General features: G+C 65.7%; 33 protein-coding genes. All 33 read left to right on the forward strand.

Annotated elements, in window-relative coordinates; genetic code table 11:
* Positions 1-54 precede the first annotated feature (54 nt).
* The 33 genes from rpoC (at position 55) to ACT53Q_RS09075 (ending at position 24,653) form a co-directional block, all read left to right on the forward strand.
* Positions 55-4,320, forward strand: coding sequence for a DNA-directed RNA polymerase subunit beta' (gene rpoC / locus ACT53Q_RS08915; RefSeq protein WP_476186294.1), 4,266 nt, complete (start codon positions 55-57; stop codon positions 4,318-4,320).
* 373 nt (positions 4,321-4,693) lie between these two features.
* Positions 4,694-5,068, forward strand: a complete 375-nt coding sequence (gene rpsL / locus ACT53Q_RS08920; protein WP_476186295.1) for a 30S ribosomal protein S12 — start codon at positions 4,694-4,696, stop codon at positions 5,066-5,068.
* A 114-nt stretch (positions 5,069-5,182) separates the two neighbouring features.
* On the forward strand, positions 5,183-5,650 hold the full coding sequence (gene rpsG / locus ACT53Q_RS08925; RefSeq protein WP_476186296.1) for a 30S ribosomal protein S7: 468 nt from the start codon (positions 5,183-5,185) through the stop codon (positions 5,648-5,650).
* Positions 5,651-5,760: 110 nt separating this feature from the next.
* Positions 5,761-7,878, forward strand: coding sequence for an elongation factor G (fusA, locus tag ACT53Q_RS08930; RefSeq protein ID WP_476186297.1), 2,118 nt, complete (start codon positions 5,761-5,763; stop codon positions 7,876-7,878).
* 66 nt (positions 7,879-7,944) lie between these two features.
* Positions 7,945-9,135: an elongation factor Tu gene (gene tuf, locus ACT53Q_RS08935; protein WP_476186290.1), complete on the forward strand. Its 1,191-nt coding sequence runs from the start codon at positions 7,945-7,947 to the stop codon at positions 9,133-9,135.
* A gap of 553 nt (positions 9,136-9,688) precedes the next feature.
* A complete protein-coding gene (gene rpsJ, locus ACT53Q_RS08940; protein ID WP_005408208.1) occupies positions 9,689-10,000 on the forward strand; it encodes a 30S ribosomal protein S10 in 312 nt (103 codons plus the stop codon).
* Between the two features lie 11 nt (positions 10,001-10,011).
* Entirely contained in the window at positions 10,012-10,662 is a 651-nt protein-coding gene (rplC, locus tag ACT53Q_RS08945) for a 50S ribosomal protein L3 (RefSeq protein ID WP_476186298.1), read from the forward strand.
* Between the two features lie 11 nt (positions 10,663-10,673).
* A complete protein-coding gene (gene rplD, locus ACT53Q_RS08950) occupies positions 10,674-11,279 on the forward strand; it encodes a 50S ribosomal protein L4 (protein WP_476170376.1) in 606 nt (201 codons plus the stop codon).
* Positions 11,276-11,572 carry a 50S ribosomal protein L23 gene (gene rplW, locus ACT53Q_RS08955; protein WP_476170375.1) on the forward strand — a complete coding sequence of 99 codons (297 nt, stop codon included), beginning with the start codon at positions 11,276-11,278 and terminating at the stop codon, positions 11,570-11,572. Before rplD ends, rplW begins: the two co-directional genes overlap by 4 nt.
* A 10-nt stretch (positions 11,573-11,582) precedes the next feature.
* Positions 11,583-12,410, forward strand: a complete 828-nt coding sequence (gene rplB / locus ACT53Q_RS08960; RefSeq protein ID WP_476186299.1) for a 50S ribosomal protein L2 — start codon at positions 11,583-11,585, stop codon at positions 12,408-12,410.
* Between the two features lie 6 nt (positions 12,411-12,416).
* Entirely contained in the window at positions 12,417-12,683 is a 267-nt protein-coding gene (gene rpsS / locus ACT53Q_RS08965; protein WP_476170373.1) for a 30S ribosomal protein S19, read from the forward strand.
* A gap of 10 nt (positions 12,684-12,693) precedes the next feature.
* Positions 12,694-13,029 carry a 50S ribosomal protein L22 gene (gene rplV / locus ACT53Q_RS08970; protein ID WP_476170372.1) on the forward strand — a complete coding sequence of 112 codons (336 nt, stop codon included), beginning with the start codon at positions 12,694-12,696 and terminating at the stop codon, positions 13,027-13,029.
* Between the two features lies 1 nt (position 13,030).
* On the forward strand, positions 13,031-13,795 hold the full coding sequence (gene rpsC / locus ACT53Q_RS08975) for a 30S ribosomal protein S3 (RefSeq protein WP_476186300.1): 765 nt from the start codon (positions 13,031-13,033) through the stop codon (positions 13,793-13,795).
* A gap of 3 nt (positions 13,796-13,798) precedes the next feature.
* Positions 13,799-14,212 (forward strand): 50S ribosomal protein L16, encoded by a 414-nt coding sequence (gene rplP, locus ACT53Q_RS08980; protein WP_386823126.1) that lies wholly within the window; start codon positions 13,799-13,801, stop codon positions 14,210-14,212.
* Complete coding sequence (gene rpmC / locus ACT53Q_RS08985) at positions 14,212-14,397, forward strand: 50S ribosomal protein L29 (protein WP_137851365.1); 186 nt, start codon at positions 14,212-14,214, stop codon at positions 14,395-14,397. Before rplP ends, rpmC begins: the two co-directional genes overlap by 1 nt.
* Before the next feature lie 12 nt (positions 14,398-14,409).
* Positions 14,410-14,673, forward strand: coding sequence for a 30S ribosomal protein S17 (gene rpsQ, locus ACT53Q_RS08990; RefSeq protein WP_476170369.1), 264 nt, complete (start codon positions 14,410-14,412; stop codon positions 14,671-14,673).
* Between the two features lie 16 nt (positions 14,674-14,689).
* Positions 14,690-15,058 carry a 50S ribosomal protein L14 gene (gene rplN / locus ACT53Q_RS08995; protein WP_476170368.1) on the forward strand — a complete coding sequence of 123 codons (369 nt, stop codon included), beginning with the start codon at positions 14,690-14,692 and terminating at the stop codon, positions 15,056-15,058.
* A gap of 14 nt (positions 15,059-15,072) precedes the next feature.
* Complete coding sequence (rplX, locus tag ACT53Q_RS09000) at positions 15,073-15,387, forward strand: 50S ribosomal protein L24 (protein ID WP_476186301.1); 315 nt, start codon at positions 15,073-15,075, stop codon at positions 15,385-15,387.
* A gap of 11 nt (positions 15,388-15,398) precedes the next feature.
* Positions 15,399-15,941: a 50S ribosomal protein L5 gene (gene rplE / locus ACT53Q_RS09005; protein WP_476186302.1), complete on the forward strand. Its 543-nt coding sequence runs from the start codon at positions 15,399-15,401 to the stop codon at positions 15,939-15,941.
* 17 nt (positions 15,942-15,958) lie between these two features.
* Positions 15,959-16,264, forward strand: a complete 306-nt coding sequence (gene rpsN / locus ACT53Q_RS09010; protein WP_476170366.1) for a 30S ribosomal protein S14 — start codon at positions 15,959-15,961, stop codon at positions 16,262-16,264.
* A gap of 206 nt (positions 16,265-16,470) precedes the next feature.
* Entirely contained in the window at positions 16,471-16,866 is a 396-nt protein-coding gene (gene rpsH / locus ACT53Q_RS09015; RefSeq protein WP_476186303.1) for a 30S ribosomal protein S8, read from the forward strand.
* A gap of 13 nt (positions 16,867-16,879) precedes the next feature.
* Complete coding sequence (rplF, locus tag ACT53Q_RS09020) at positions 16,880-17,407, forward strand: 50S ribosomal protein L6 (RefSeq protein WP_476186304.1); 528 nt, start codon at positions 16,880-16,882, stop codon at positions 17,405-17,407.
* 56 nt (positions 17,408-17,463) lie between these two features.
* Positions 17,464-17,817, forward strand: coding sequence for a 50S ribosomal protein L18 (rplR, locus tag ACT53Q_RS09025; protein ID WP_476170363.1), 354 nt, complete (start codon positions 17,464-17,466; stop codon positions 17,815-17,817).
* A gap of 188 nt (positions 17,818-18,005) precedes the next feature.
* On the forward strand, positions 18,006-18,545 hold the full coding sequence (gene rpsE / locus ACT53Q_RS09030) for a 30S ribosomal protein S5 (protein WP_476186305.1): 540 nt from the start codon (positions 18,006-18,008) through the stop codon (positions 18,543-18,545).
* Positions 18,538-18,720, forward strand: a complete 183-nt coding sequence (rpmD, locus tag ACT53Q_RS09035) for a 50S ribosomal protein L30 (protein ID WP_476170361.1) — start codon at positions 18,538-18,540, stop codon at positions 18,718-18,720. Before rpsE ends, rpmD begins: the two co-directional genes overlap by 8 nt.
* A gap of 4 nt (positions 18,721-18,724) precedes the next feature.
* On the forward strand, positions 18,725-19,159 hold the full coding sequence (rplO, locus tag ACT53Q_RS09040; protein WP_476186306.1) for a 50S ribosomal protein L15: 435 nt from the start codon (positions 18,725-18,727) through the stop codon (positions 19,157-19,159).
* Between the two features lie 7 nt (positions 19,160-19,166).
* Entirely contained in the window at positions 19,167-20,504 is a 1,338-nt protein-coding gene (secY, locus tag ACT53Q_RS09045; RefSeq protein WP_476186307.1) for a preprotein translocase subunit SecY, read from the forward strand.
* A gap of 420 nt (positions 20,505-20,924) precedes the next feature.
* Positions 20,925-21,281: a 30S ribosomal protein S13 gene (gene rpsM, locus ACT53Q_RS09050; protein WP_476186308.1), complete on the forward strand. Its 357-nt coding sequence runs from the start codon at positions 20,925-20,927 to the stop codon at positions 21,279-21,281.
* Between the two features lie 12 nt (positions 21,282-21,293).
* A complete protein-coding gene (rpsK, locus tag ACT53Q_RS09055; RefSeq protein WP_476170357.1) occupies positions 21,294-21,686 on the forward strand; it encodes a 30S ribosomal protein S11 in 393 nt (130 codons plus the stop codon).
* Between the two features lie 28 nt (positions 21,687-21,714).
* Complete coding sequence (gene rpsD / locus ACT53Q_RS09060) at positions 21,715-22,341, forward strand: 30S ribosomal protein S4 (protein ID WP_476186309.1); 627 nt, start codon at positions 21,715-21,717, stop codon at positions 22,339-22,341.
* Between the two features lie 155 nt (positions 22,342-22,496).
* Positions 22,497-23,495, forward strand: a complete 999-nt coding sequence (locus ACT53Q_RS09065; protein ID WP_476170355.1) for a DNA-directed RNA polymerase subunit alpha — start codon at positions 22,497-22,499, stop codon at positions 23,493-23,495.
* Between the two features lie 66 nt (positions 23,496-23,561).
* Positions 23,562-23,933 carry a 50S ribosomal protein L17 gene (rplQ, locus tag ACT53Q_RS09070; protein ID WP_476186310.1) on the forward strand — a complete coding sequence of 124 codons (372 nt, stop codon included), beginning with the start codon at positions 23,562-23,564 and terminating at the stop codon, positions 23,931-23,933.
* Between the two features lie 207 nt (positions 23,934-24,140).
* A complete protein-coding gene (locus tag ACT53Q_RS09075) occupies positions 24,141-24,653 on the forward strand; it encodes a disulfide bond formation protein B (RefSeq protein ID WP_476186311.1) in 513 nt (170 codons plus the stop codon).
* The last annotated feature ends 4 nt before the right edge of the window (positions 24,654-24,657 follow it).

Here is a 24,657-nt window from a genome sequence, read left to right on the forward strand (position 1 = left end):
GCATGACGGCCCGCCACCGCCCAGCCCCCGCTTCCAGATTCCCGGAGAAATCAAATGAAAGATTTGCTCAACCTCTTCAACCAGCAGCGCCAGACCCTCGACTTCGACGCGATCAAGATCGCGCTGGCGTCGCCGGACATGATCCGTTCGTGGTCGTACGGCGAAGTGAAGAAGCCCGAGACCATCAACTACCGGACCTTCAAGCCGGAACGCGATGGCCTGTTCTGCGCCGCGATCTTCGGTCCGATCAAGGACTACGAGTGCCTGTGCGGCAAGTACAAGCGCATGAAGCACCGCGGCGTGGTCTGCGAGAAGTGCGGCACCGAAGTCACGCTCGCGCGCGTCCGCCGCGAGCGCATGGGCCACATCGACCTGGCCTCGCCGGTCGCGCACATCTGGTTCCTGAAGTCGCTGCCGTCGCGCATCGGCCTGATGCTCGACATGACCCTGCGCGACATCGAGCGCATCCTGTACTTCGAAGCCTACGTCGTGACCGAGCCGGGCCTGACCCCGCTCGAGCGCGGTTCGCTGCTGACCGAAGAGCAGTTCATGACCGCGCGCCAGGAGCACGGCGACGACTTCGAGGCCGCGATGGGTGCCGAAGCCGTGTACGAGCTGCTGCGCACGATCGACCTGCAGTCGGAGATGGTGACCCTGCGCGAGGAGATCGCCAGCACCGGTTCGGAGACCAAGCTCAAGCGCCTCACCAAGCGCATCAAGCTGGTCGAGGCCTTCCTGGAATCCGGCAACCGTCCGGAGTGGATGGTCATGACCGTGCTGCCGGTGCTGCCGCCGGACCTGCGCCCGCTGGTTCCGCTGGACGGCGGCCGCTTCGCGACCTCCGACCTCAACGACCTGTACCGCCGCGTCATCAACCGCAACAACCGACTGAAGCGCCTGCTTGAGCTCAACGCGCCCGACATCATCGTGCGCAACGAGAAGCGCATGCTGCAGGAGTCGGTGGATGCGCTGATGGACAACGGCCGTCGCGGTCGCGCCATCACCGGCACGAACAAGCGTCCTTTGAAGTCGCTCGCCGACATGATCAAGGGCAAGCAGGGTCGTTTCCGCCAGAACCTGCTCGGCAAGCGCGTCGACTACTCGGGCCGTTCGGTCATCGTGGTCGGCCCGTACCTCAAGCTGCACCAGTGCGGCCTGCCGAAGAAGATGGCGCTGGAACTGTTCAAGCCCTTCATCTTCGCCAAGCTGCAGCGCCGCGGCCTCGCCACCACCATCAAGGCGGCGAAGAAGCTGGTCGAGCGCGAAGAGCCGATCGTGTGGGACATCCTCGAAGAGGTGATCCGCGAGCATCCCGTGCTGCTGAACCGCGCCCCGACCCTGCACCGCCTCGGCATCCAGGCGTTCGAGCCGGTGCTGATCGAAGGCAAGGCGATCCAGCTGCATCCGCTGGTCTGCACCGCGTTCAACGCCGACTTCGACGGTGACCAGATGGCCGTCCACGTGCCGCTGTCGCTGGAAGCCCAGCTCGAAGCGCGCGCGCTGATGATGTCGTCGAACAACATCCTCTCGCCGGCGAACGGCGAGCCGATCATCGTGCCGTCGCAGGACGTCGTGCTCGGCCTGTACTACATGACCCGCGCCCTGGAGAACAAGGCGGGCGAGGGCATGGTGTTCGCCAACATCGCCGAGGTGAAGCGCGCGTACGACAACCGCGTCGTCGAGCTGCACGCCAAGGTCAAGGTGCGCATCGCCGAGACCGTGATCGCCGAGGACGGCACCCGCGAGAAGAAGACCGCGATCGTCGACACCACCGTCGGCCGCGCCCTGCTGCAGGAAATCCTGCCGGAAGGCCTGCCATTCGCGCTGGTGAACACCGAGCTGACCAAGAAGGCGATCAGCCGCCTGATCAACAGCTGCTACCGCCAGCTCGGCCTGAAGGACACGGTCGTGTTCGCCGACAAGCTGATGTACACCGGCTTCGGGTTCGCGACCCGCGCCGGCATCTCGGTCGGCATCAACGACATGACCATCCCGGACGAGAAGAAGGCGATCCTCGCCGAGGCCGAAGCCGAGGTGCTGGAAATCCAGCAGCAGTACCAGGGCGGTCTGGTCACGGCCGGCGAGCGCTACAACAAGGTGGTCGACATCTGGTCGCGCACCAACGAACGCGTCGCGAAGGCGATGATGGACGCGATCGGCATCGACACCGTGACCAACGCCAAGGGCGAGCGGGTCGCGCAGAAGTCGATGAACTCGATCTACATCATGGCCGACTCCGGTGCGCGTGGTTCGCAGGCGCAGATCCGCCAGCTGGCCGGCATGCGCGGCCTGATGGCCAAGCCGGACGGCTCGATCATCGAAACGCCGATCACGGCGAACTTCCGCGAAGGCCTGAACGTCCTCCAGTACTTCATCTCGACCCACGGCGCCCGAAAGGGCCTCGCGGATACCGCGCTGAAGACCGCGAACTCCGGTTACCTGACCCGCCGCCTCGTCGACGTGGCCCAGGACGTGGTGATCACCGAGGTCGACTGCGGCACGACCGAAGGCCTGATGATGACCCCGATCGTCGAAGGCGGCGACGTGGTCGAACCGCTGCGCGACCGCGTGCTCGGCCGCATCGTGGTCGACGACGTGTTCCTGCCGGGCAACGACGAGGATCCGTTCGTCACCCGCAACACGCTGCTCGACGAAGCCTGGGTGCAGAAGCTCGAGGACGCCGGCGTGCAGTCGGTGAAGGTCCGTTCGACCATCACCTGCGAATCGTCGTTCGGCGTTTGCAGCTTCTGCTACGGCCGCGACCTCGCGCGTGGCCACGTCGTCAACATCGGCGAAGCGGTCGGCGTCATCGCCGCGCAGTCGATCGGCGAGCCGGGCACCCAGCTGACCATGCGTACCTTCCACATCGGCGGTACGTTCTCCGGTGCGGCGTCGATCGACAACGTGACGGTGAAGACCACCGGTACGGTGAAGTTCAACAACCTCAAGCACGTCGAACACGCCGCCGGCCACCTGGTCGCGGTGTCGCGCTCGGGCGCGATCTCGGTGCTGGACGCCCACGGCCGCGAGCGCGAGCGCTACAAGCTGCCGTACGGCGCCACCATCCTGGTGCAGGACGGCGGCGAGGTGAAGGCCGGTCAGACCGTCGCGAACTGGGATCCGCACAGCCATCCGATCATGTCCGAAGTCGCCGGTTTCGTGCGCTTCATCGACTTCGTCGACGGCGTGACGGTGGTCGAGAAGATGGACGACCAGACCGGCCTGTCGTCGCGCGAGATCACCGATCCGAAGCGTCGCGGCTCGCAGGGCAAGGACCTGCGTCCGCTGGTGCGCATCGTCGACGCCAACGGCAAGGACCTGACCATCCCGGGCACTGATCTCCCCGCCCAGTACATGCTGCCGCCGAAGTCGAACGTCAACCTGCAGGACGGCGCGCCGGTGGGCGTGGGCGACGTGATCGCCAAGATCCCGCAGGAAGCCTCGAAGACCCGCGACATCACCGGCGGTCTGCCGCGCGTGGCCGACCTGTTCGAAGCGCGCAAGCCGAAGGATCCGGCGATCCTCGCGGAGCGTTCGGGCATCGTTTCGTTCGGCAAGGACACCAAGGGCAAGCAGCGCCTGATCATCAAGGACACCGATGGCAACGAGCACGAAGAGCTGATCCCGAAGTACCGCCAGGTCATCGTGTTCGAAGGCGAGCACGTCCAGAAGGGCGAAACCATCGTCGACGGCGAGCCCAGCCCGCAGGACATCCTGCGCCTGCTCGGCGTCGAGCCGCTGGCCTCGTACCTGACCAAGGAAATCCAGGACGTCTACCGCCTGCAGGGCGTGAAGATCAACGACAAGCACATCGAGGTGATCGTTCGCCAGATGCTGCGCAAGGTCGAGATCACCGACCAGGGCGACAGCAAGTTCCTGAACGGCGAACAGGTCGAGCGCCAGCGCCTGATCGAGGAGAACGCGCGCCTGCTGGCTAGGAACGAGATCGTGGCCGGTTACGACCCGGTGCTGCTCGGCATCACCAAGGCGTCGCTGGCGACCGAGTCGTTCATCTCGGCGGCTTCGTTCCAGGAAACCACCCGCGTGCTCACCGAGGCGGCCGTCCGCGGCACCCGCGACACGCTGCGCGGCCTGAAGGAGAACGTGATCGTCGGTCGCCTGATCCCGGCCGGTACCGGTCTGGCGTACCACAGCCAGCGCCGTCGCGGCGGTGGCCTGACCGACTCGGAGTTCGAGGCCCTGTCGGCCCCGACGCCGGCGCCGGTCGCGGCCGCCGAGCCGGTCATGCTGGAAGACGTTCCGCCGCCGGCCGCCGGCAATCCCGTCCCCGACATGATCGAAGGCGATTCCGCCGAGTGACGTCGGCGACTCCCAGGCCGGCCCGCGTGGCCGGCCGAGGGCGTCACGCGGGGCAGGGTGGCACGGGCGCGTCGGCTGCTGTATGATGCGCCCCTCTTTCGGCGACCTTGGTCGCCCAGATCACGAAATGAGGTCACAGGACGTGCCTCGTATTCGGCCCACGGCAGGGCGGGAAAGTCCGGAACACCGCGGCAGTTGCGCCTGAACGGGCGGCAGCGGCGAGGTTCCGGGACCGCGTCGGTCCACCAGACCGGGGCGGGCGAAGAATGCGTGTCGGCAGAGCGGAGCGATCCGGTCTGCCGGCGTTTTTTGTCGTCGTGATGCGTTCGCGCATCCCGGCGTTGTCCAGGCCCAATCAAGCAGACCCAGACGGATGGCAACGATCAATCAGCTCGTGCGCAAACCGCGCAGCCCCGAGACCTACAAGAGCGCTTCCCCGGCGCTGAACAAGTGCCCGCAGCGTCGCGGCGTGTGCACCCGTGTGTACACCACGACCCCGAAGAAGCCGAACTCGGCCCTCCGCAAGGTCGCCAAGGTGCGCCTGACCAACGGTTACGAAGTCATTTCGTACATCGGCGGCGAAGGCCACAACCTGCAGGAGCACTCGGTGGTGCTCATCCGCGGCGGTCGCGTCAAGGACCTGCCGGGCGTGCGCTACCACACCGTCCGCGGCTCGCTCGACGCCGCCGGCGTGGCGAAGCGTCGCCAGAGCCGCTCCAAGTACGGCGCGAAGCGTCCGAAGAAGTAAGGCGGATCCCGGCCCGCGCAGGCGCGGGTCGATCTTCGTCTCCGGCGGGGGAATCCCCCGCCGCCCGATCCATGCGACGGGCCCTGGCCCGTCCAACAGACACCGGTAATCAACATGTCCCGTAAAGGTTCCGCACCCCAGCGCACCGTCCTGCCCGATCCCAAGCACGGCAGCGAGACCATCGCCCGCTTCATCAACATGGTGATGCAGAGCGGCAAGAAGTCCATCGCCGAAAAGATCGTCTACGGCGCGATGGACGTCATCAACGAGAAGAACCCCAACTCGCTCGAGCTGGTCGAGAAGGCGCTCGGCAACGTGGCCCCCGCGGTCGAGGTGAAGTCCCGCCGCGTCGGCGGCGCCACCTACCAGGTGCCGGTCGAAGTCCGCGCCTCGCGCCGCATGGCGCTGGCGATGCGCTGGATCATCGAGTCGGCCCGCAAGCGTGGCGAGAACTCGATGCCGCGCAAGCTCGCCGCCGAACTGATGGATGCCTCGGAAAACCGCGGCGGCGCCATCAAGAAGCGCGAAGAGACGCACCGCATGGCCGAGGCCAACAAGGCCTTCGCGCACTACCGCTGGTAAGCGATCCACGCACGGGTGCGCGCCCAGGCGTGCACCACCAGCGATCTGCACCGGAAGCCGCCTCAGGGCGGCGTTCGGTCAATTGAACTTCGAGAAACGAGAGGTTTCCAGTGGCCCGTACCACTCCCATCGAGCGTTACCGCAACTTCGGCATCATGGCGCACATCGATGCCGGCAAGACGACGACGACCGAGCGCATCCTGTTCTACACCGGCGTCAACCACAAGATCGGCGAAGTGCACGAAGGTGCCGCGACGATGGACTGGATGGAGCAGGAGCAGGAGCGCGGCATCACCATCACTTCCGCCGCCACCACGGCGTTCTGGAAGGGCATGGACAAGTCGTTCCCCGAGCACCGCTTCAACATCATCGACACCCCCGGGCACGTCGACTTCACCATCGAAGTCGAGCGTTCGCTGCGCGTGCTCGACGGCGCGGTGTTCGTGCTGTGCGCCGTGGGCGGCGTGCAGCCGCAGTCGGAGACGGTGTGGCGCCAGGCCAACAAGTACCAGGTCCCGCGCATGGCGTTCGTCAACAAGATGGACCGCACCGGCGCGAACTTCGACAAGGTCGTGGACCAGCTGAAGGCGCGCCTCGGCGCGTACGCGGTCCCGATGCAGGTGCCGATCGGCGCCGAGGAAGGCTTCGAGGGCGTGGTCGACCTGCTCAAGATGAAGTCCATCATCTGGAACATGGAAGACAAGGGCGCCACCTTCGTCTACGGCGACATCCCGGCCGACCTGGTCGAGAAGTCCAAGGAAGCCCGCAACTTCATGGTCGAGGCCGCCGCCGAAGCCAGCGAAGAGCTGATGGACAAGTATCTCAACGAGGGCGAGCTGTCCGAGGAAGAGATCATCGCCGGCATCCGCGCGCGCACCCTCAAGACCGAGATCGTCCCGGTCTTCTGCGGCACCGCGTTCAAGAACAAGGGCGTGCAGGCCATGCTCGACGCCGTCGTCCAGCTGCTGCCGTCGCCGGCCGATCGTCCGCCGGTGAAGGGCATCGACGAGAACGACAAGGAAGACAGCCGCACCGCCGACGACAATGCGCCGTTCTCGGCGCTGGCGTTCAAGATCATGACCGACCCGTTCGTGGGCTCGCTCACGTTCTTCCGCGTCTACTCGGGCACGCTCAACTCCGGCGACCAGGTCTACAACCCGGTCAAGTCGAAGAAGGAGCGCATCGGTCGCATCCTGCAGATGCACGCGAACAACCGCGAAGAGATCAAGGAAGTCCGCGCCGGCGACATCGCCGCGGCGGTCGGCCTGAAGGACGTCACCACCGGCGACACGCTGTGCGCGCAGGATCACCTGATCACGCTCGAGCGCATGACGTTCCCGGAGCCCGTGATCTCGATGGCGGTCGAGCCGAAGACCAAGTCGGACCAGGAAAAGATGGGCATCGCCCTGGGCCGCCTGGCGCAGGAAGATCCCTCGTTCCGCGTCCGCACCGACGAGGAATCCGGCCAGACCATCATCGCCGGCATGGGCGAGCTGCACCTCGACATCATCGTCGACCGCATGCGCCGCGAGTTCAACGTCGAGGCGAACGTCGGCAAGCCGCAGGTGGCGTACCGCGAGACCATCCGCAAGTCGGACGTGAAGTCGGACTACAAGCACGCCAAGCAGTCCGGTGGTAAGGGCCAGTACGGTCACGTCGTGATCGAGCTGTCGCCGATGAACGAGGCTGATCGCGCCAACGAGGATGTCGAGAACGATTTCCTGTTCATCAACGACATCACCGGCGGCGTGATTCCGAAGGAATTCATCCCGGCGGTCGAGAAGGGCCTGCGCGAGACCATCACCAGCGGTCCGCTGGCCGGCTTCCCGGTCGTGGGCGTGAAGGTCAAGCTCGTGTTCGGTTCGTACCACGACGTCGACTCGTCGGAAATGGCGTTCAAGCTCGCCGCGTCGATGGCCTTCAAGGAAGGCTTCCGCAAGGCCGATCCGGTCCTGCTGGAGCCGATGATGAAGGTCGAGGTCGTGACGCCGGAAGAGTACGTCGGCGACGTGATGGGCGACCTGAGCCGTCGTCGCGGCCTGCTGCAGGGCCAGGACGACACGCCGTCGGGCAAGACCATCAACGCGATGGTGCCGCTGGGCGAAATGTTCGGTTACGCCACCACGATCCGCTCGCTGACCCAGGGGCGCGCGACGTTCACGATGGAATTCGACCATTACGCCGAAGCGCCGACCAACATCGCCGAAGCGGTCATCAAGAAGAACTGATGCGTGGCCGGCTCCGGCCGGCCCGCACCATCGTTTCACGCATTCAATCCAAGAGAGATACAGATCATGGCCAAGGGTAAGTTCGAGCGCACCAAGCCTCACGTGAACGTGGGGACGATCGGTCACGTGGACCACGGCAAGACGACGCTGACGGCGGCGCTGACGAAGATCGGCGCTGAGCGTTTCGGTGGCGAGTTCAAGGCATACGACGCGATCGACGCGGCGCCGGAAGAGAAGGCGCGCGGGATCACGATTTCGACGGCGCACGTGGAATACGAAAGCCCGATCCGCCATTACGCGCACGTGGACTGCCCGGGCCACGCCGACTACGTGAAGAACATGATCACGGGTGCGGCGCAGATGGACGGTGCGATCCTGGTGTGCTCGGCCGCCGACGGCCCGATGCCGCAGACGCGCGAGCACATCCTGCTGTCGCGCCAGGTGGGCGTGCCGTACATCGTGGTCTTCCTGAACAAGGCGGACATGGTGGACGACGCCGAGCTGCTCGAGCTGGTGGAGATGGAAGTGCGCGAGCTGCTGTCGAAGTACGACTTCCCGGGCGACGACACCCCGATCATCCACGGTTCGGCGCGTCTGGCGCTGGAAGGCGACCAGTCGGAGATCGGCGTGCCTGCGATCATCAAGCTGGTGGACGCGCTGGACACGTTCATTCCGGAGCCGCAGCGCGACATCGACAAGACGTTCCTGATGCCGGTGGAAGACGTGTTCTCGATCTCGGGTCGCGGCACGGTGGTGACGGGCCGCATCGAGCGCGGCATCATCAAGGTGGGTGACGAAATCGAGATCGTGGGCATTCGTCCGACGACGAAGACGACGGTCACGGGCGTGGAAATGTTCCGCAAGCTGCTGGACCAGGGCCAGGCGGGCGACAACGCGGGCCTGCTGCTGCGCGGCACGAAGCGTGACGACGTGGAGCGCGGCCAGGTGCTGTGCAAGCCGGGCACGATCACGCCGCACACGGACTTCGAGGCCGAGGTGTACGTGCTGTCGAAGGACGAGGGTGGCCGTCACACGCCGTTCTTCAAGGGCTACCGCCCGCAGTTCTACTTCCGCACGACGGACATCACCGGTGCGGTGACGCTGCCGGAAGGCGTGGAGATGGTCATGCCGGGCGACAATATCAAGATGGTGGTGTCGCTGATCAACCCGGTGGCGATGGACGAAGGCCTGCGCTTCGCGATCCGCGAAGGCGGTCGTACGGTCGGCGCCGGCGTCGTCGCCAAGATCATCAAGTGATCGATCGCCTTCGGGCGATCGATCATCCCGGCGAAGGCCGGGATCCGGCTTGAAGATCCATGGTCGCCTCCGGGCGATCGATTCCCCGGGCCGCCTCGCCAGGCGGGGTGACCCGGGACCGGTTCCGGGATGGTCGTCAGGCCGTCCCGGCGGGGAAAGCAGGGTGCGCTTGCGCGGTCCGCGGGCGCTCCCTATAATGCACGACCTTCGCGGCCCCTCGGGGCAGCGAGACAAGCGAAATGAGGCACAGGATGCGCCTCGTCTTCGCCGGACAGGGATCTGTCGCGACGGCTTCGCCCCGCCCGCTCCGAAATGCTTCGGGGCACTCATGGCAGGGGCGGATTGCCACGTTCGCGCATCTCCGTCTGGCGGGCCGGGCAACCGGCCTGCCTTTGTTTTTGGGGTTCACTTGCCCTTCGGGGCGTCTTTCCGGGGTCTGACTCTTTCCGGAAGGCCATTGGCAACACCGAGTTAGGCGTCACCAGCAGTACAAAAGGGGGTTCGGCGCACCCAGCCGTCGAGCCTGTCGCTCTTTCTACGAGGAATTTCCGTCATGGCGGATCAGAAAATCCGGATCCGGCTGAAAGCGTTCGATCATCGACTGATCGACCGCTCGGCCAGCGAGATCGTCGAGACGGCTAAGCGGACGGGCGCCCAGGTGCGCGGCCCGATCCCGCTGCCGACCAAGATCGAACGCTACACCGTCCTGGTGTCGCCGCACGTCGACAAGGACGCGCGCGACCAGTACGAGACCCGCACGCACAAGCGCGTGCTCGACATCGTCGACCCCAACGACAAGACCGTGGACGCGCTGATGAAGCTCGAACTCGCGGCTGGCGTCGACGTCCAGATCAAGCTGACCTGAGGCTTCGGACCATGACCGCGAAGAAATATTCGTTGGGCATCGTCGGCCGCAAGGCCGGCATGAGCCGCATGTTCACCGAGGACGGCAAGTCGATCCCGGTGACCCTGATCGAGGCGACGCCGAACCGCATCGTCCAGATCAAGACCCCCGACACCGACGGCTACAGCGCCGTGCAGGTCACCGCAGGCGTCAAGCGCGCGTCGCTGATCAACAAGCCGGAAGCCGGTCACCTCGCCAAGGCGAAGGTCGAAGCCGGTCGCGGCCTGTGGGAGCTGCGTGTGGAAGCCGACCAGATCGGCGGTTTCGAAGTGGGCGGCGAGATCAAGGCCGACATCTTCCAGGCCGGCCAGATCGTCGACGTCCAGGGCGTGACCAAGGGCAAGGGCTTCCAGGGCACGATCAAGCGCTGGAACTTCACCATGGGCGACGCCACGCACGGCAACTCGCTGTCGCACCGCTCGCCGGGTTCGATCGGCCAGCGCCAGACGCCGGGCCGCGTGTTCCCGGGCAAGAAGATGTCCGGCCACATGGGTGCCGAGACGCAGACGACGCAGCGCCTGGAAGTGGTCAAGGTCGACGCCGAGCGCGGCCTGATCGCGATCAAGGGCGCGGTCCCCGGCGCGCCGGGCGGCGACGTCATTGTCCGTCCGACCACGAAGTAAGGGAGACGACAATGGAACTCGCCATCACTGGTAGCAACAACAAGCTGAACGTCTCCGACGCGATCTTCGGCCGCGATTTCAACGAGGATCTGGTCCACCAGGTCGTCGTCGCCTATCGCAACGCCGGTCGCGCCGGCACCAAGGCGCAGAAGACCCGCGCCGAAGTCAACGGCACCACCAAGAAGTCGAAGAAGCAGAAGGGCGGCGGCGCTCGCCACGGCGCCCTGACCGCGCCGATCTTCGTCGGTGGTGGCCGCGCCTTCGCCGCGAAGCCGCGCAGCTTCGCCCAGAAGGTCAATCGCAAGATGTACCGCGCCGCGATCGCCGCGATCCTGTCGGAACTGAACCGCCAGGGCCGCATCAAGATCGTCGAGGCCTTCGAGGTCGACGCGCCGAAGACCAGCGGTCTCGTCGCCAAGCTCGCCGGCTACGAACTCGGTCAGCGTCCGCTGATCGTCACCGAGGACGCCTCGGAGAACCTGTTCCTGTCCGCGCGCAACCTGCCGTACGTGCAGGTCCGCGACGTGCAGGGCCTGGACCCGGTCGCCCTCGTCGGCGCCGACAGCGTGCTCATGACCGCCGATGCGGTGAAGAAGATCGAGGAGTGGCTGGCATGAACGACGCCAAGCTCTACAGCGTGATCCGTGCGCCGCGCGTGTCCGAAAAGACCGTTCGCGCCCAGGAAATGAACCAGTACGCCTTCGAGGTCGCCACCGACGCCACCAAGGCCGACATCAAGACCGCCATCGAGAAGCTCTTCGACGTGCAGGTCAAGTCGGTCAACGTGGTGAACGTGAAGGGCAAGACCAAGGCCTTCCGCTACCGCAACGGTCGCCGCGCCGACTCGCGCAAGGCGTACGTGACGCTGGCCGACGGCCAGTCGATCGACGTCACCGCGGTCAAGCTCTGAGGAACCGACGATGCCATTGATGACTTTCAAGCCCACCTCCGCCGGCCGCCGCAGCGCGGTCCGCGTGGTGACGCCGGGCCTCCACAAGGGCGCCCCGCACGCTGCTCTCGTCGAGAAGCAGGGCAAGACCGGCGGCCGCAACCACCACGGCCGCATCACCACCCGCCACATCGGCGGTGGCCACAAGCAGCACTACCGCATCATCGACTTCAAGCGCGACAAGGAAGGCATTCCGGCGAAGGTCGAGCGGATCGAATACGATCCGAACCGCACCGCGCACATCGCGCTGCTGTGCTACGCCGACGGTGAGCGCCGCTACATCATCGCGCCGAAGGGCCTGAAGGCCGGCGACCAGGTGATCGCGGGCAACGATGCGCCGATCAAGGCAGGCAACACCCTGCCGCTGCGCAACATCCCGGTCGGTTCGACCGTGCATTGCATCGAGATGAAACCCGGCAAGGGTGCCCAGATCGCCCGCGCCGCCGGCGCTGGCGTGCAGCTGGTCGCCCGCGAAGGCACCTACGCGATGCTCCGCCTGCGTTCGGGCGAAATGCGCAAGGTCCCGTCCGAGTGCCGCGCCACCATCGGCGAAGTCGGCAACGACGAGCACAACCTCGAGAAGCTGGGCAAGGCCGGCGCCGCTCGCTGGCGCGGCGTCAAGCCGACCGTCCGCGGCGCCGCCATGAACCCGGTCGACCACCCGCACGGCGGTGGCGAGGCGAAGGCCGGCCAGGGCAACCCGCATCCGGTCACCCCGTGGGGCGTCCCGACCAAGGGTTACAAGACGCGCAAGAACAAGCGCACCCAGAAGTTCATCGTGCGCGATCGCAGGAGCTAACCGACCATGGCACGTTCACTCAAGAAGGGTCCGTTCGTCGACCACCACCTGCTCAAGAAGGTGGAGACGGCCGGCTCCAGCAAGAAGCCGATCAAGACCTGGTCGCGTCGTTCCACCATCCTGCCGGAAATGATCGGGTTCACGATCGCCGTGCACAACGGGAAGAACCACATCCCGGTGCTCGTCAACGAGAACATGGTCGGCCACAAGCTCGGCGAGTTCGCTCTGACCCGGACGTTCAAGGGTCACGGCGGCGACAAGAAGGGCAAGTAAGGAGATCATGATGGAAGCGAAAGCAATCCTGCGCACTGCGCGCATCTCCCCGCAGAAGGCCCGTCTGGTCGCCGACCAGGTGCGCGGCCTGCCGCTCGCCCGGGCGCTGAACCTGCTCAAGTTCTCGGACAAGAAGGCCGCGGCCATGATCTACAAGGTCGTGTACTCCGCCGCCTCCAACGCCGAGAACAACCTCGGCGCCGACGCCGACGAGCTCAAGGTCAAGGCCATCACCGTGGACGAGGGTCCGGCGCTGAAGCGCTTCATGGCGCGCGCCAAGGGCCGCGGCACCCGCATTCTGAAGCGTACCAGCCACATCACCGTGGTCGTGGGCGAGGGCAAATAAGATGGGTCACAAAGTTCATCCCACCGGTATCCGCCTCGGCATCGCCAAGGACTGGAACTCCAAGTGGTACGCCGGCAAGAAGGAATACGCCGAGTACCTCGCCGCCGACCTCAAGGTCCGCGAGATGCTGCGCAAGAAGCTGGCCGCGGCCGGGATCAGCAAGATCCTGATCGAGCGCCCGGCGAAGACCGCCCGCGTCACCGTCCACACCGCCCGCCCGGGCGTCGTGATCGGCAAGCGCGGCGAGGACATCGAGAAGCTGCGCAAGGAGATCAGCGACCTGATGGGCGTGCCCGCGCACATCAATGTCACTGAAGTCCGCAAGCCGGAACTCGACGCCCAGCTCGTCGCCGAGTCGATCGCCCAGCAGCTCGAGCGCCGCATCATGTTCCGCCGCGCCATGAAGCGCGCCGTCGGCAACGCGATGCGCCTCGGCGCCCTCGGCATCAAGGTCAACGTCGCCGGCCGCCTCAACGGCGCCGAAATCGCCCGCTCGGAGTGGTACCGCGAAGGTCGCGTGCCGCTGCACACCCTGCGTGCGGACGTCGACTACGGCTTCGCCGAAGCCCACACCACCTACGGCGTCATCGGCATCAAGACCTGGATCTACAAGGGCGAGATCTTCGATTTCTCCCAGGTGGGCCAGGAGAAGCAGGACGACTCCCCGCGCAACGAGCGCGGTGACCGTGGCGACCGTAACGATCGCGCCGACCGTCCGCGTGGCCCGCGCCGCGAGCGCGGTGACCGCAGCGAAGCGAGGGACTAAACCATGCTGCAACCCAAGCGAACCAAATACCGCAAGGTCTTCAAGGGCCGCAACGAAGGCCTGAGCTGGAACGCCAACCAGGTCAGCTTCGGCGAGTACGGCCTGAAGGCGACCATGACCGGCCGCCTCACCGCCCGCCAGATCGAGGCCGCGCGCCGCACGATCAGCCGCTACGTGAAGCGTGGTGGCAAGATGTGGATCCGCGTGTTCCCCGACAAGCCGATCACGCAGAAGCCGATCGAAGTCCGAATGGGCTCCGGCAAGGGCAACGTCGAATACTGGGTCGCGCAGATCCAGCCCGGCCGCATGATCTATGAAATCGAGGGCGTCGACGAGGCGACCGCGCGCGAGGCGTTCCGCCTGGCCGCCGCCAAGCTCTCGGTCACCACCACTTTCGTGACCCGGACGGTGCGCTGATGGAACTCAAGCAACTCAAAGCCAAGTCGGCCGACGAGCTGAAGGCCCATCTGACCGACCTGCAGAAGGAGCAGTTCTCGCTTCGCATGCAGAAGGCCACCGGCCAGCTCGCCAAGACCCACGACATCCGTCGCGTGCGCCGTGAAATCGCTCGCGTCAACATGTTGCTCGGTCAGCAGAAGTAAGGAACCGACGCCATGAACACCAACGAAAAGAAGCAGCGCACGGTCCAGGGCCGCGTCGTCAGCAACAAGATGGACAAGACGGTCACCGTGCTGGTGGAACGTCAGGTCAAGCACGAGCTGTACGGCAAGTACATCCGCCGCTCGACCAAGCTGCACGCGCACGACGCGGACAACAGCTGCAACGAAGGCGACATCGTGCGGGTGGCCGAATGTGCCCCGCTTTCCAAGACCAAGAACTGGCGCGTCGTCGAAATCGTCGAACGCGCGGCCGAATAACCGAGGAGGCTGAATCATGATCCAGATGCAGAGCCACCTCGAAGTGGCCGACAATTCCGGTGCGAAGGAAGTGATGTGCATCAAGGTGCTGGGCGGCTCGAAGCGCCGCTACGCCGGCATCGGCGACATCATCAAGGTGTCCATCAAGGACGCCATTCCCCGCGGCAAGGTCAAGAAGGGCGAGGTCTACAACGCCGTCGTGGTGCGTACCCGCAAGGGTGTGCGTCGCGCCGACGGTTCGCTGATCCGCTTCGACGCCAATGCCGCCGTGCTGTTGAACAACAAGCATGAGCCGATCGGCACCCGTATCTTCGGGCCGGTCACTCGCGAGCTGCGCTCCGAGAAGTTCATGAAGATCGTTTCGCTCGCGCCTGAAGTGCTCTGAGCGGAGGAGCCCACATGAATCGCATCAAGAAGGGCGACCGCGTGGTCGTCATCGCCGGCAAGGACAAGGGCAAGCAGGGCGACGTGGTGAGCATCCACGGCGACCGCGTGGTGGTGGCCAACATCAACATGGTCAAGCGCCACACCAAGCCCAACCCCCAGGCTGGCCAGCCCGGCGGCGTGATCGAGCGCGAAGGCTCGATCCACATTTCCAACGTCATGCTGTTCAACCCTGCCTCCGGCAAGGGCGAGCGCATCGGTATCAAGAAGCTGGAGGATGGACGCAAACTGCGTGTGTTCCGCTCCAGCGGTGAGGCGGTTGACGCCTGAGGAATGCAGAAATGACGACTCGTCTGGAACAGTTCTACAAGGAAGAAGTGGTGCCGAAGCTGATGAAGCAGTTCGGCTACACCAATCCGATGCAGGTGCCGAAGCTGGTCAAGATCACGCTGAACATGGGCGTGGGCGAAGCCGCGGCGAACAAGAAGGTGCTCGAGAACGCCGTGGCCGACATGGCCAAGATCTCCGGCCAGAAGCCGGTGGTCACCAAGGCGCGCGTCTCGGTGGCGTCGTTCAAGATCCGCGACGGCTGGCCGATCGGCTGCAAGGTCACCCTGCGTCGCGCCAAGATGTTCGAGTTCCTCGACCGCCTGATCAACATCTCGCTGCCCCGCGTCCGCGACTTCCGCGGCGTGTCGGGTCGCGCGTTCGACGGCCGCGGCAACTACAACATGGGCGTGAAGGAACAGATCATCTTCCCGGAAATCGACTTCGATCAGGTCGACGCGCTCCGCGGCATGGACATCGCCATCACGACCACGGCCAAGACCGATGCCGAGGCCAAGGCGCTCCTCGAAGCCTTCCGCTTCCCCTTCCGCAACTGATCCCGGGACACGACGCAATGGCCAAGACCTCGATGGTGAACCGCGAAACGAAGCGGGCCAAGCTGGCGAAGAAGTTCGCTGCCAAGCGCGAAGCGCTGAAGAAGATCATCAACAGCCAGGACGGCGACTTCGACGAGAAGATGGCGGCTGCCGCCAAGCTCCAGAAGCTGCCGCGCGACTCCTCGCCGAGCCGCCAGACCCTGCGCTGCGCCCTGACCGGCCGTCCGCGCGGTGTCTACCGCAAGTTCGGCCTGGGCCGCAACAAGCTGCGCGAAGCCACCATGCGCGGCGACGTGCCGGGCCTGCGCAAGGCCAGCTGGTAAGCAGCCCGTCCGGGCTGCTAGACTAGGCGGCTGCTGAAAGGCAACGCCACCGCAGGCCGGCTCGTCCGGCCTGCCGCCGTCTCCGACGGCATGCTCCAACGCTGCATGTCCCGCAAGGGACGCCCGCCGGGTCCCCGGGCCCGACGTCACAACCCAAGACAGATTTCGCGAAAGCGGATATCGGTGCTACTCATAGGTGAATTGCAATGAGCATGACTGATCCCATCGCCGACATGCTGGTCCGCATCAAGAATGCGGCCGCGGTCGGCAAGCAGACGGTGAAGATGCCGTCGTCCAAGATCAAGGTCGCCATCGCCAAGGTCCTGAAGGACGAAGGCTACATCGGCGAGCTGCGCGTGACCGAGAACGGCGCCAAGGCCGAACTCGAGATCGTCCTGAAGTATTTTGAAGGCAAGCCCGTCATCGAGCGCCTGCACCGCGTGTCGCGTTCCGGCCTGCGCCAGTACCGCGGCAAGGACGCGCTGCCGAAGGTCCTCGGTGGCCTCGGCGTCGCCATCATTTCCACCTCCAAGGGCATCATGACCGATGCGCAGGCGCGGCAACAGGGCGTCGGCGGCGAGGTCCTGTGCTTCGTGGCGTAAGGAGAACAGACCCATGTCCCGCGTCGCCAAGAAGCCTATCGCCCTGCCCAAGGGCGTCGAATTCACCATCAATGCCGACAGCGTGAGCGTCAAGGGCCCCAAGGGCACCCTGTCGATCGCCAAGCCCGCCGGCATCGAAATCTCCGTCGAGAACGGCACCGCCCAGCTGTCGGCCAACGATGCGCAGCTGGTCCCGCTGACCGGCACCCTGCGCGCCATCCTCTCGAACATGGTCCACGGCGTCAGCCAGGGCTTCGAGCGCAAGCTCGAGCTCGTCGGCGTCGGTTACCGCGCCTCGATGCAGGGCAAGGACCTGAGCCTCGCGCTCGGTTTCTCGCACCCGGTCGTGTTCCCGGCGCCGGAAGGCATCACCATCGCCACGCCGACCCAGACCGAAATCCTGGTCTCGGGTGCCGACAAGCAGCGCGTCGGTGAGGTCGCCGCCAAGATCCGCGCGTTCCGTCCGCCGGAACCCTACAAGGGCAAGGGCGTGAAGTACTCCGACGAAACCATCATTCGCAAGGAAGCCAAGAAGGCCTAATGCCCGGCGGCGCCGATGGCGCCACGTCGCATCCTTCAGCTTCCGAGGACACCGCAATGGAAAAGAAAATCGCCCGCCTGCGTCGCGCCAAGTCGACCCGTGCGCACATCCGCGAACTCGGCGTGCCGCGCCTGTCGGTGCTGCGCACCGGCCAGCACATCTACGCCCAGGTCTTCACCGCCGACGGTTCGAAGGTGCTGGCTGCGGCCAACACCCAGCAGGCCGACGTGCGCGACGGCCTGAAGAACGGCAAGAACGCCGATGCTGCCGCCAAGGTCGGTCGCCTGATCGCCGAGAAGGCCAAGGCCGCCGGCGTCGAGAAGGTCGCGTTCGACCGCTCGGGCTACCGCTACCACGGTCGCATCAAGGCGCTTGCCGAAGCGGCCCGCGAAGGCGGTCTGCAGTTCTGATCTTCCCAGGGCGGGCCTCGTCCCGCCCCGCGGAACTCCGACTGGATCGCATGGTCTAGACGGGTTCCCAGCCGCCGGCACGGTCTGTGCCGGGCGCGCCTTCCGGTTCCGGATTGCGCGATTCACCCGATTCGCATCACAACCATAAGCGGCCCAGCCGCAAATCCCATACACAACCGAGAATCGAAATGGCAGAACAACGTGAACCGCGGGGCCGCGATCGCGATCGCAACCGCGAAGAAGTCGACGATGGCATGATCGAGAAGCTGATCGCGGTCAACCGCGTCAGCAAGACCGTCAAGGGCGGTCGCCAGTTCACCTTCACCGCGCTGACGGTGGTGGGCGACGGCAACGGCAAGGTCGGTTTCGGCTACGGCAAGGCGCGCGAAGTGCCGGTCGCCATCCAGAAGTCGATGGAATACGCCCGCAAGAACATGAGCAACGTCGATCTGAACAACGGCACGCTCTGGCACGCGGTGAAGTCGGGCCACGGCGCGGCGCATGTGTTCATGCAGCCGGCGTCCGAAGGTACCGGCGTGATCGCCGGCGGCGCGATGCGCGCCGTGCTCGAAGCGGTCGGCGTGAAGAACGTGCTGGCCAAGGCCACCGGTTCGCGCAACCCGATCAACCTGGTCCGCGCCACCGTGAAGGGCCTGGAAGCCATGCAGTCGCCGGCCCGCATCGCGGCCAAGCGCGGCAAGAAGACGGAGGAGATCCTCAATGGCTAATGGCACCATCAAGGTCCGCCTGGTCAAGGGCCTCCGCGGGACCCAGTCGCGTCACCGTCTCTCGGTGAAGGCGCTCGGTCTGAACAAGCTCAATGACGTGCGCGAACTCAAGGACAGCCCGCAGGTGCGCGGTCTGATCACCCAGCTGCACTATCTGGTTCGCGTCGAGGAGTAATCACATGCGTCTCAACACTCTCAAGCCCGCCGACGGCGCCCGCAAGGACCGCGTCCGCGTCGGTCGCGGCATCGGTTCCGGCCTCGGCAAGACCGCGGGTCGCGGTCACAAGGGTTCGTTCGCGCGCGCCGGCAAGGGCAAGATCAAGGCCGGCTTCGAAGGCGGCCAGATGCCGATGCAGCGTCGCCTGCCGAAGATCGGCTTCCGTTCGCCGATCGCGAAGGACACGGCCGAAGTGCTGTTGTACCAGCTGGACAAGCTGGAAGGCACGATCGACTTCGCTGCGCTCCGCGCCGCCAAGCTGGTGCCGACCACCGCGAAGAAGGCCAAGATCGTGAAGAAGGGCGAGCTGACCAAGAAGCTCGTGATCAAGGGCATCGCGACCACCGCGGGCGCCAAGGCGGCGATTGAAGCCGCCGGCGGCTCCGTCGAGGAGTGATCGAAGCATGGCGCGCAGCGCGAGTGCGATGAGCGGGATCGGTGGCGGACTCGGCAAGTTCACCGAGCTGAGGCAGCGTCTGCTGTTCGTGCTCGGGGCCCTGCTGGTCTACCGGATCGGGTGCTACATCCCGGTCCCCGGCGTCAGCCCCGAAGCGCTCAAGAAGCTGATGGAAGGCCAACAGGGCACCATCCTAGACATGTTCAACATGTTCTCGGGAGGCGCGCTGCACCGCTTCAGCCTGTTCGCATTGAATGTCGTGCCGTACATCTCGGCCTCGATCATCGTGCAGTTGCTGGTGCAGATCGTGCCCAGTCTGAAGTCGATCCAGAAGGAAGGCGAGTCCGGTCGCCGTCGCATCAACCAGTGGTCGCGCATCGGCGCGATCCCGCTGGCGGTTTTCCAGGCGGCTGGCACGGCAACTTGGATCCAGGCTCAGGGCGCGACATACACGACAGGGATGAGCTTTGTCCTGACCGCCGTGGTCTCGCTGACCGCCGGTACCATGTTCCTGATGTGGCTCGGCGAGCAGATCACCGAGCGCGGCGTCGGCAACGGCGTCTCGCTGATCATCTTCTCCGGCATCGTCGCCGGTCTGCCGAGCGCCAGCTATCGCACGCTCGAACAGGCCAGCAACGGCGACATGAGCCCGCTGGCGGTGATCGCGATCCTCGCGATCGTGCTGGTCTTCACGTACTTCGTGGTGTTCGTCGAACGCGGCCAGCGCCGCATCACGGTGAACTACGCGCGTCGCCAGGGCGGCCGCAACGCGTACATGAACCAGACGTCGTTCCTGCCGCTGAAGCTCAACATGTCCGGTGTGATTCCGGCGATCTTCGCGTCGTCGATCATCATGTTCCCGGCCACGGCGTCGACCTGGTTCAGCGCCAGCGGCAACGTCAGCGCCCTGCAGAAAGCCGCGCAGATGCTGTCGCCGGGCGAACCGCTGTACATGATCCTCTACGCGGCGCTGATCATCGGCTTCTCGTTCTTCTACACCGCGCTGGTCTTCAACTCCCAGGAAACCGCGGACAACCTGAAGAAATCTGGCGCGCTGATCCCCGGCATCCGTCCGGGCAAGGCCACCGCCGATTACATCGACGGCGTGCTGACCCGACTGACCGGCGCCGGTGCCCTGTATCTCGTCATCGTCTGCCTGCTGCCGACGTTCATGCAGCAGGAACTCAAGGCCTCCTTCTACTTCGGCGGCACCTCGCTGCTGATCGTGGTGGTGGTCATCATGGACTTCATCGCCCAGATCCAGGCTCACCTGATGTCGCATCAGTACGAGAGCCTGCTCAAGAAGGCGAACCTGAAGGGTGGCAACCGGGGTCTGACCCGGTAAGCCGCACAGGGGCGGCTCGCCGTCCCGCATCGGTGTCCCTGGCCGTGACCGGCCCGGGCACCTTCCGCCCCGGTCAACAGCCGGGGCGTTTCCCCGGCCAGAAGCCGGGGCGAGGGCGACTCGCGCGGCGGTCTCGAGCGCGGGTGGGCCGGAGCCGGTGCTGACACCTGAGGAGTGTCGGACGGCGGGGCAGGGCGCCGGAAGGCGTGCTGCATCGCCAGCTTCGGGTCCGTCGCCGGAGCATGGGCACTCTCCCCATGCCGGAAGGGTCGCCGCTGTCCGCGAGGGCAGAGGCGATGCATGGCTTCGGCTGTGCGCCCCTTCCCTGTAGATCGAGGCCCTGCTAGAATTTCGAGTTCACTTAGTCAAGTGTCCAATCCGCTGGGGAAACCCGGCCGCCAATCAGTTGGAGATCCGCGCATGGCGCGTATTGCAGGTGTCAACCTGCCTGCCCAGAAACACGTCTGGGTCGGGCTGCAAAGCATCTACGGCATCGGCCGTACCCGTTCGAAGCTGGTCTGCCAGGCCGCTGGCGTGGCCTCGACCACCAAGATCCGCGACCTGTCCGAAGCCGAAGTCGAGCGCCTCCGCGCCGAAGTGGGCAAGTACACGGTCGAAGGCGACCTCCGTCGCGAGGTCGGCATCGCCATCAAGCGCCTGATGGACCTCGGCTGCTACCGCGGCCTCCGTCACCGCCGCGGCCTGCCGCTGCGCGGTCAGCGCACCCGGACCAATGCCCGTACCCGCAAGGGTCCGCGCAAAGCCATCAAGAAGTAAGGGGCATAGACCATGGCCAAGCCGGCTGCCACCAAGACCAAGAAGAAGATCAAGCGCGTCGTCACCGACGGCATTGCCCACGTGCACGCGTCCTTCAACAACACGATCGTGACCATCACCGACCGCCAGGGCAATGCGCTGTCGTGGGCGACCTCGGGCGGCGCGGGTTTCCGCGGTTCGCGCAAGTCGACCCCGTTCGCCGCGCAGGTCGCCGCCGAGAAGGCCGGCAAGGCCGCGCTGGACTACGGCCTGAAGGCGCTCGAAGTGCGCATCAAGGGCCCGGGCCCGGGTCGCGAATCGGCCGTGCGTTCGCTGAACGCCGTCGGCTACAAGATCACCAACATCATCGACGTGACGCCCATCCCGCACAACGGGTGCCGTCCGCCGAAGAAGCGCCGCGTCTGACGCGGCGGCCTGAGGAGCAGACAACACCATGGCTCGTTATATCGGTCCCACCTGCAAACTGGCTCGTCGCGAAGGCGCCGATCTCAGTCTCAAGTCGCCCGCCCGTGCCCTCGACTCGAAGTGCAAGCTCGAGCAGAAGCCCGGCCAGCACGGCGCCGCCCGCAAGGGCAAGCTGTCCGACTACGCCACCCAGCTGCGCGAGAAGCAGAAGGTCAAGCGCATCTACGGCCTGCTGGAACGCCAGTTCCGCAACTACTACAAGAAGGCCTCGACCAAGAAGGGCAACACCGGCGAGAACCTGCTGCAGATGCTCGAGACCCGTCTCGACAATGTCATCTACCGCATGGGCTTCGCGGTGACCCGTCCGGCCGCCCGCCAGCTGGTCTCGCACCGCGGCGTGCTGGTCAACGGCAAGTCCGTCAACCTGCCGTCGTACCAGATCAAGGCCGGCGACACGATCGCCCTGTCCGAGAAGGCCCAGAAGCAGCTCCGCGTCCAGGAAGCGCTGAACGTCGCTTCGACGATGGACCTGACCCCGGGCTGGATCGAGGTCAACAGCAAGACCTTCAGCGGCGTCTTCAAGGCCGTGCCGGATCGTGGCGACCTGCCCGCCGACATCAACGAAGCGCTGATCGTCGAGTTGTACTCGAAGTAAGACTAGGCGATGCGCCTCCGGGCCTCCCGGCGGCGCGGTTTTCCGCCCCCCACGGCCGTCGTGCTCTGCATGGCGGCCGCCTCCCATGTCAGGGAGGCCCACAGAAACACCGCCGGCGCCGCGAGGCATCGGCTGGCTCCAGGAGACACCACAAGATGACGGTATCCGCCAACCAGGTTCTGCGTCCGCGCGCTCCGCAGATCGAGCGCCTTGCCGGCAACCGCGCCAAGGTTGTGATCGAACCGCTGGAGCGCGGTTACGGCCATACGCTGGGCAACGCGCTGCGCCGCGTGTTGCTGTCCTCGATCCCCGGCTACGCCATCACCGAGGTCGAGATCGACGGCGTGCTGCATGAGTACACCACGGTCGAAGGCCTGCAGGAAGACGTGCTGGAAGTGCTGCTGAACCTCAAGGACGTCGCGATCCGCATGGGCACCGGCGAATCCGCCACGCTGAGCCTGGCCAAGCAGGGCCCGGGCACCGTGACCGCCGCCGACATCAAGACCGACCACAACGTCGAGATCCTCAATCCCGGCCACGTGATCGCCCACCTCACCAAGGACGCGGCGCTGAACATGCGCCTGAAGATCGAGCGCGGTTTCGGCTACCAGCCGGCCGCCGCCCGTCGTCGTCCCGACGAGGAAACCCGCGCCATCGGCCGCCTGATGCTGGATGCCAGCTTCTCGCCGGTCCGTCGCGTGGCGTATGAAGTCGAAGCCGCGCGCGTCGAACAGCGCACCGACCTCGACAAGCTCGTCCTCGACATCGAGACCAACGGCACGATCGATGCCGAGGAAGCCGTCCGCACCGCGGCCGACATCCTCACCGACCAGCTGTCCGTGTTCGGCGACTTCACGCACCGCGACCGCGGTGCCGCCAAGCCGGCCGCCACGGGCGTGGACCCGATCCTGCTGCGTCCGATCGACGATCTGGAACTCACGGTGCGTTCGGCCAACTGCCTCAAGGCCGAGAGCATCTACTACGTCGGCGATCTGATCCAGAAGACCGAGGTCGAGCTGCTGAAGACCCCCAACCTCGGCAAGAAGTCGCTGACCGAGATCAAGGAAGTCCTCGCCCAGCGCGGTCTCTCGCTCGGCATGAAGCTCGAGAACTGGCCGCCGGCCGGCATCGCCGCGCACGGCATGCTGGGCTGAGCGATCCCCGTACCGAATTGAATCGACGCCGGCACGCGATGCCGGCCTGAACCAGGAACCACGACCATGCGTCACCAGAAGTCCGGCCGCAAATTCAGCCGCACCAGCGCCCACCGCGAAGCGATGTTCCGCAACATGGCGGCGTCGTTGATCAAGCACGGCCTGATCCGCACCACCCTGCCCAAGGCGAAGGAACTCCGTCGCGTCGCCGAGCCGCTCATCACGCTCGCCAAGACCGATGGCGTCGCCAACCGTCGTCTCGCCTTCTCGCGTCTGCGCGACAAGGAAGCCGTCGGCACACTGTTCACCATGCTGGGCCCGCGTTATCGCGAGCGTCCGGGCGGCTATCTGCGCATCCTCAAGTGCGGCTTCCGCGACGGCGACAACGCGCCGATGGCGTACGTCGAGCTGGTCGATCGCCCCGAAGTCGCGGCCTGATCGCGCCACGCCGGTCGCGCGATCGCACGGCCGGCCGTCGCGTCAGGGTGTAGCCCGATGCGTCACCCGAAAACCCCGGCCCATGCCGGGGTTTTTGCTATCTTCGGGCCGGTCGTCGCGCGTGCCGCGATCGCGTCCGCGCATTGTCCGGAACCCGGGCCGGCGTCGGTCGGTCCATCCTGAACACTTTCCTGCCGAAGCCCCCGCATGCGCCCGAATCCCTTCGCCTGGTCCTTCCGCCTCCAGTTCCTGCTGGGGTTCCTGCTGTGTGCGGCCTTCATCGGCTTCGCGATCTTTTCGCAGTTCCAGTGGGGCCTGAATCCCTGTCCGCTGTGCATCTTCCAGCGCATCGCCTACGCCGGGCTGGGCGTCGCCTTCCTGCTGGGCGGGCTGCATGCGCCCAAGGGCAAACTCGTCCGCCGGCTCTACGGCCTGCTGGCGCTGATCCCCGGCGGCATCGGCATCGGGATCGCCGCCCGTCACGTCCGGCTGACCCACCTGCCGGCCGACCAGGTGCCGGAATGCGGCCCGCCGCTGCAGTTCATGATGGAAACCAACCCGTTGACGGACGTCATCCGCAAGGTGTTGACCGGGTCCGGTGAATGCGCCAAGGTCGACTGGACCTTCCTCGGCCTGTCGATGCCGGCGTGGAGCCTGCTGTGGTTCATCGTGCTCACGCTGTGGGCGCTGTACGCCGCGTTCCGCCCGCGCCAGGCCTGATTGC

Source organism: Lysobacter sp. DMC97, assembly GCF_056313745.1.

Bases quoted from the DNA above. Each gene is read 5' to 3' on its own strand.
- rpsJ (WP_005408208.1), top strand. From the start codon at position 9,689: ATGGCGGATCAGAAAATCCGGATCCGGCTGAAAGCGTTCGATCATCGA.
- ACT53Q_RS09065 (WP_476170355.1), top strand. From the start codon at position 22,497: ATGACGGTATCCGCCAACCAGGTTCTGCGTCCGCGCGCTCCGCAGATC.
- rplW (WP_476170375.1), top strand. From the start codon at position 11,276: ATGAACGACGCCAAGCTCTACAGCGTGATCCGTGCGCCGCGCGTGTCC.
- rpsH (WP_476186303.1), top strand. From the start codon at position 16,471: ATGAGCATGACTGATCCCATCGCCGACATGCTGGTCCGCATCAAGAAT.
- rplC (WP_476186298.1), top strand. From the start codon at position 10,012: ATGACCGCGAAGAAATATTCGTTGGGCATCGTCGGCCGCAAGGCCGGC.
- rplR (WP_476170363.1), top strand. From the start codon at position 17,464: ATGGAAAAGAAAATCGCCCGCCTGCGTCGCGCCAAGTCGACCCGTGCG.
- rplX (WP_476186301.1), top strand. From the start codon at position 15,073: ATGAATCGCATCAAGAAGGGCGACCGCGTGGTCGTCATCGCCGGCAAG.
- rplB (WP_476186299.1), top strand. From the start codon at position 11,583: ATGCCATTGATGACTTTCAAGCCCACCTCCGCCGGCCGCCGCAGCGCG.
- rpsN (WP_476170366.1), top strand. From the start codon at position 15,959: ATGGCCAAGACCTCGATGGTGAACCGCGAAACGAAGCGGGCCAAGCTG.
- rpsC (WP_476186300.1), top strand. From the start codon at position 13,031: ATGGGTCACAAAGTTCATCCCACCGGTATCCGCCTCGGCATCGCCAAG.
- rpsG (WP_476186296.1), top strand. From the start codon at position 5,183: ATGTCCCGTAAAGGTTCCGCACCCCAGCGCACCGTCCTGCCCGATCCC.
- rpsD (WP_476186309.1), top strand. From the start codon at position 21,715: ATGGCTCGTTATATCGGTCCCACCTGCAAACTGGCTCGTCGCGAAGGC.
- ACT53Q_RS09075 (WP_476186311.1), top strand. From the start codon at position 24,141: ATGCGCCCGAATCCCTTCGCCTGGTCCTTCCGCCTCCAGTTCCTGCTG.
- rplN (WP_476170368.1), top strand. From the start codon at position 14,690: ATGATCCAGATGCAGAGCCACCTCGAAGTGGCCGACAATTCCGGTGCG.
- secY (WP_476186307.1), top strand. From the start codon at position 19,167: ATGGCGCGCAGCGCGAGTGCGATGAGCGGGATCGGTGGCGGACTCGGC.
- rpsE (WP_476186305.1), top strand. From the start codon at position 18,006: ATGGCAGAACAACGTGAACCGCGGGGCCGCGATCGCGATCGCAACCGC.
- rplQ (WP_476186310.1), top strand. From the start codon at position 23,562: ATGCGTCACCAGAAGTCCGGCCGCAAATTCAGCCGCACCAGCGCCCAC.
- rpmD (WP_476170361.1), top strand. From the start codon at position 18,538: ATGGCTAATGGCACCATCAAGGTCCGCCTGGTCAAGGGCCTCCGCGGG.
- rpsM (WP_476186308.1), top strand. From the start codon at position 20,925: ATGGCGCGTATTGCAGGTGTCAACCTGCCTGCCCAGAAACACGTCTGG.
- rplE (WP_476186302.1), top strand. From the start codon at position 15,399: ATGACGACTCGTCTGGAACAGTTCTACAAGGAAGAAGTGGTGCCGAAG.
- rpsK (WP_476170357.1), top strand. From the start codon at position 21,294: ATGGCCAAGCCGGCTGCCACCAAGACCAAGAAGAAGATCAAGCGCGTC.
- rpsL (WP_476186295.1), top strand. From the start codon at position 4,694: ATGGCAACGATCAATCAGCTCGTGCGCAAACCGCGCAGCCCCGAGACC.
- tuf (WP_476186290.1), top strand. From the start codon at position 7,945: ATGGCCAAGGGTAAGTTCGAGCGCACCAAGCCTCACGTGAACGTGGGG.
- rpsQ (WP_476170369.1), top strand. From the start codon at position 14,410: ATGAACACCAACGAAAAGAAGCAGCGCACGGTCCAGGGCCGCGTCGTC.
- rpmC (WP_137851365.1), top strand. From the start codon at position 14,212: ATGGAACTCAAGCAACTCAAAGCCAAGTCGGCCGACGAGCTGAAGGCC.
- rpoC (WP_476186294.1), top strand. From the start codon at position 55: ATGAAAGATTTGCTCAACCTCTTCAACCAGCAGCGCCAGACCCTCGAC.
- rplF (WP_476186304.1), top strand. From the start codon at position 16,880: ATGTCCCGCGTCGCCAAGAAGCCTATCGCCCTGCCCAAGGGCGTCGAA.
- rplV (WP_476170372.1), top strand. From the start codon at position 12,694: ATGGAAGCGAAAGCAATCCTGCGCACTGCGCGCATCTCCCCGCAGAAG.
- rplP (WP_386823126.1), top strand. From the start codon at position 13,799: ATGCTGCAACCCAAGCGAACCAAATACCGCAAGGTCTTCAAGGGCCGC.
- rpsS (WP_476170373.1), top strand. From the start codon at position 12,417: ATGGCACGTTCACTCAAGAAGGGTCCGTTCGTCGACCACCACCTGCTC.
- rplO (WP_476186306.1), top strand. From the start codon at position 18,725: ATGCGTCTCAACACTCTCAAGCCCGCCGACGGCGCCCGCAAGGACCGC.
- rplD (WP_476170376.1), top strand. From the start codon at position 10,674: ATGGAACTCGCCATCACTGGTAGCAACAACAAGCTGAACGTCTCCGAC.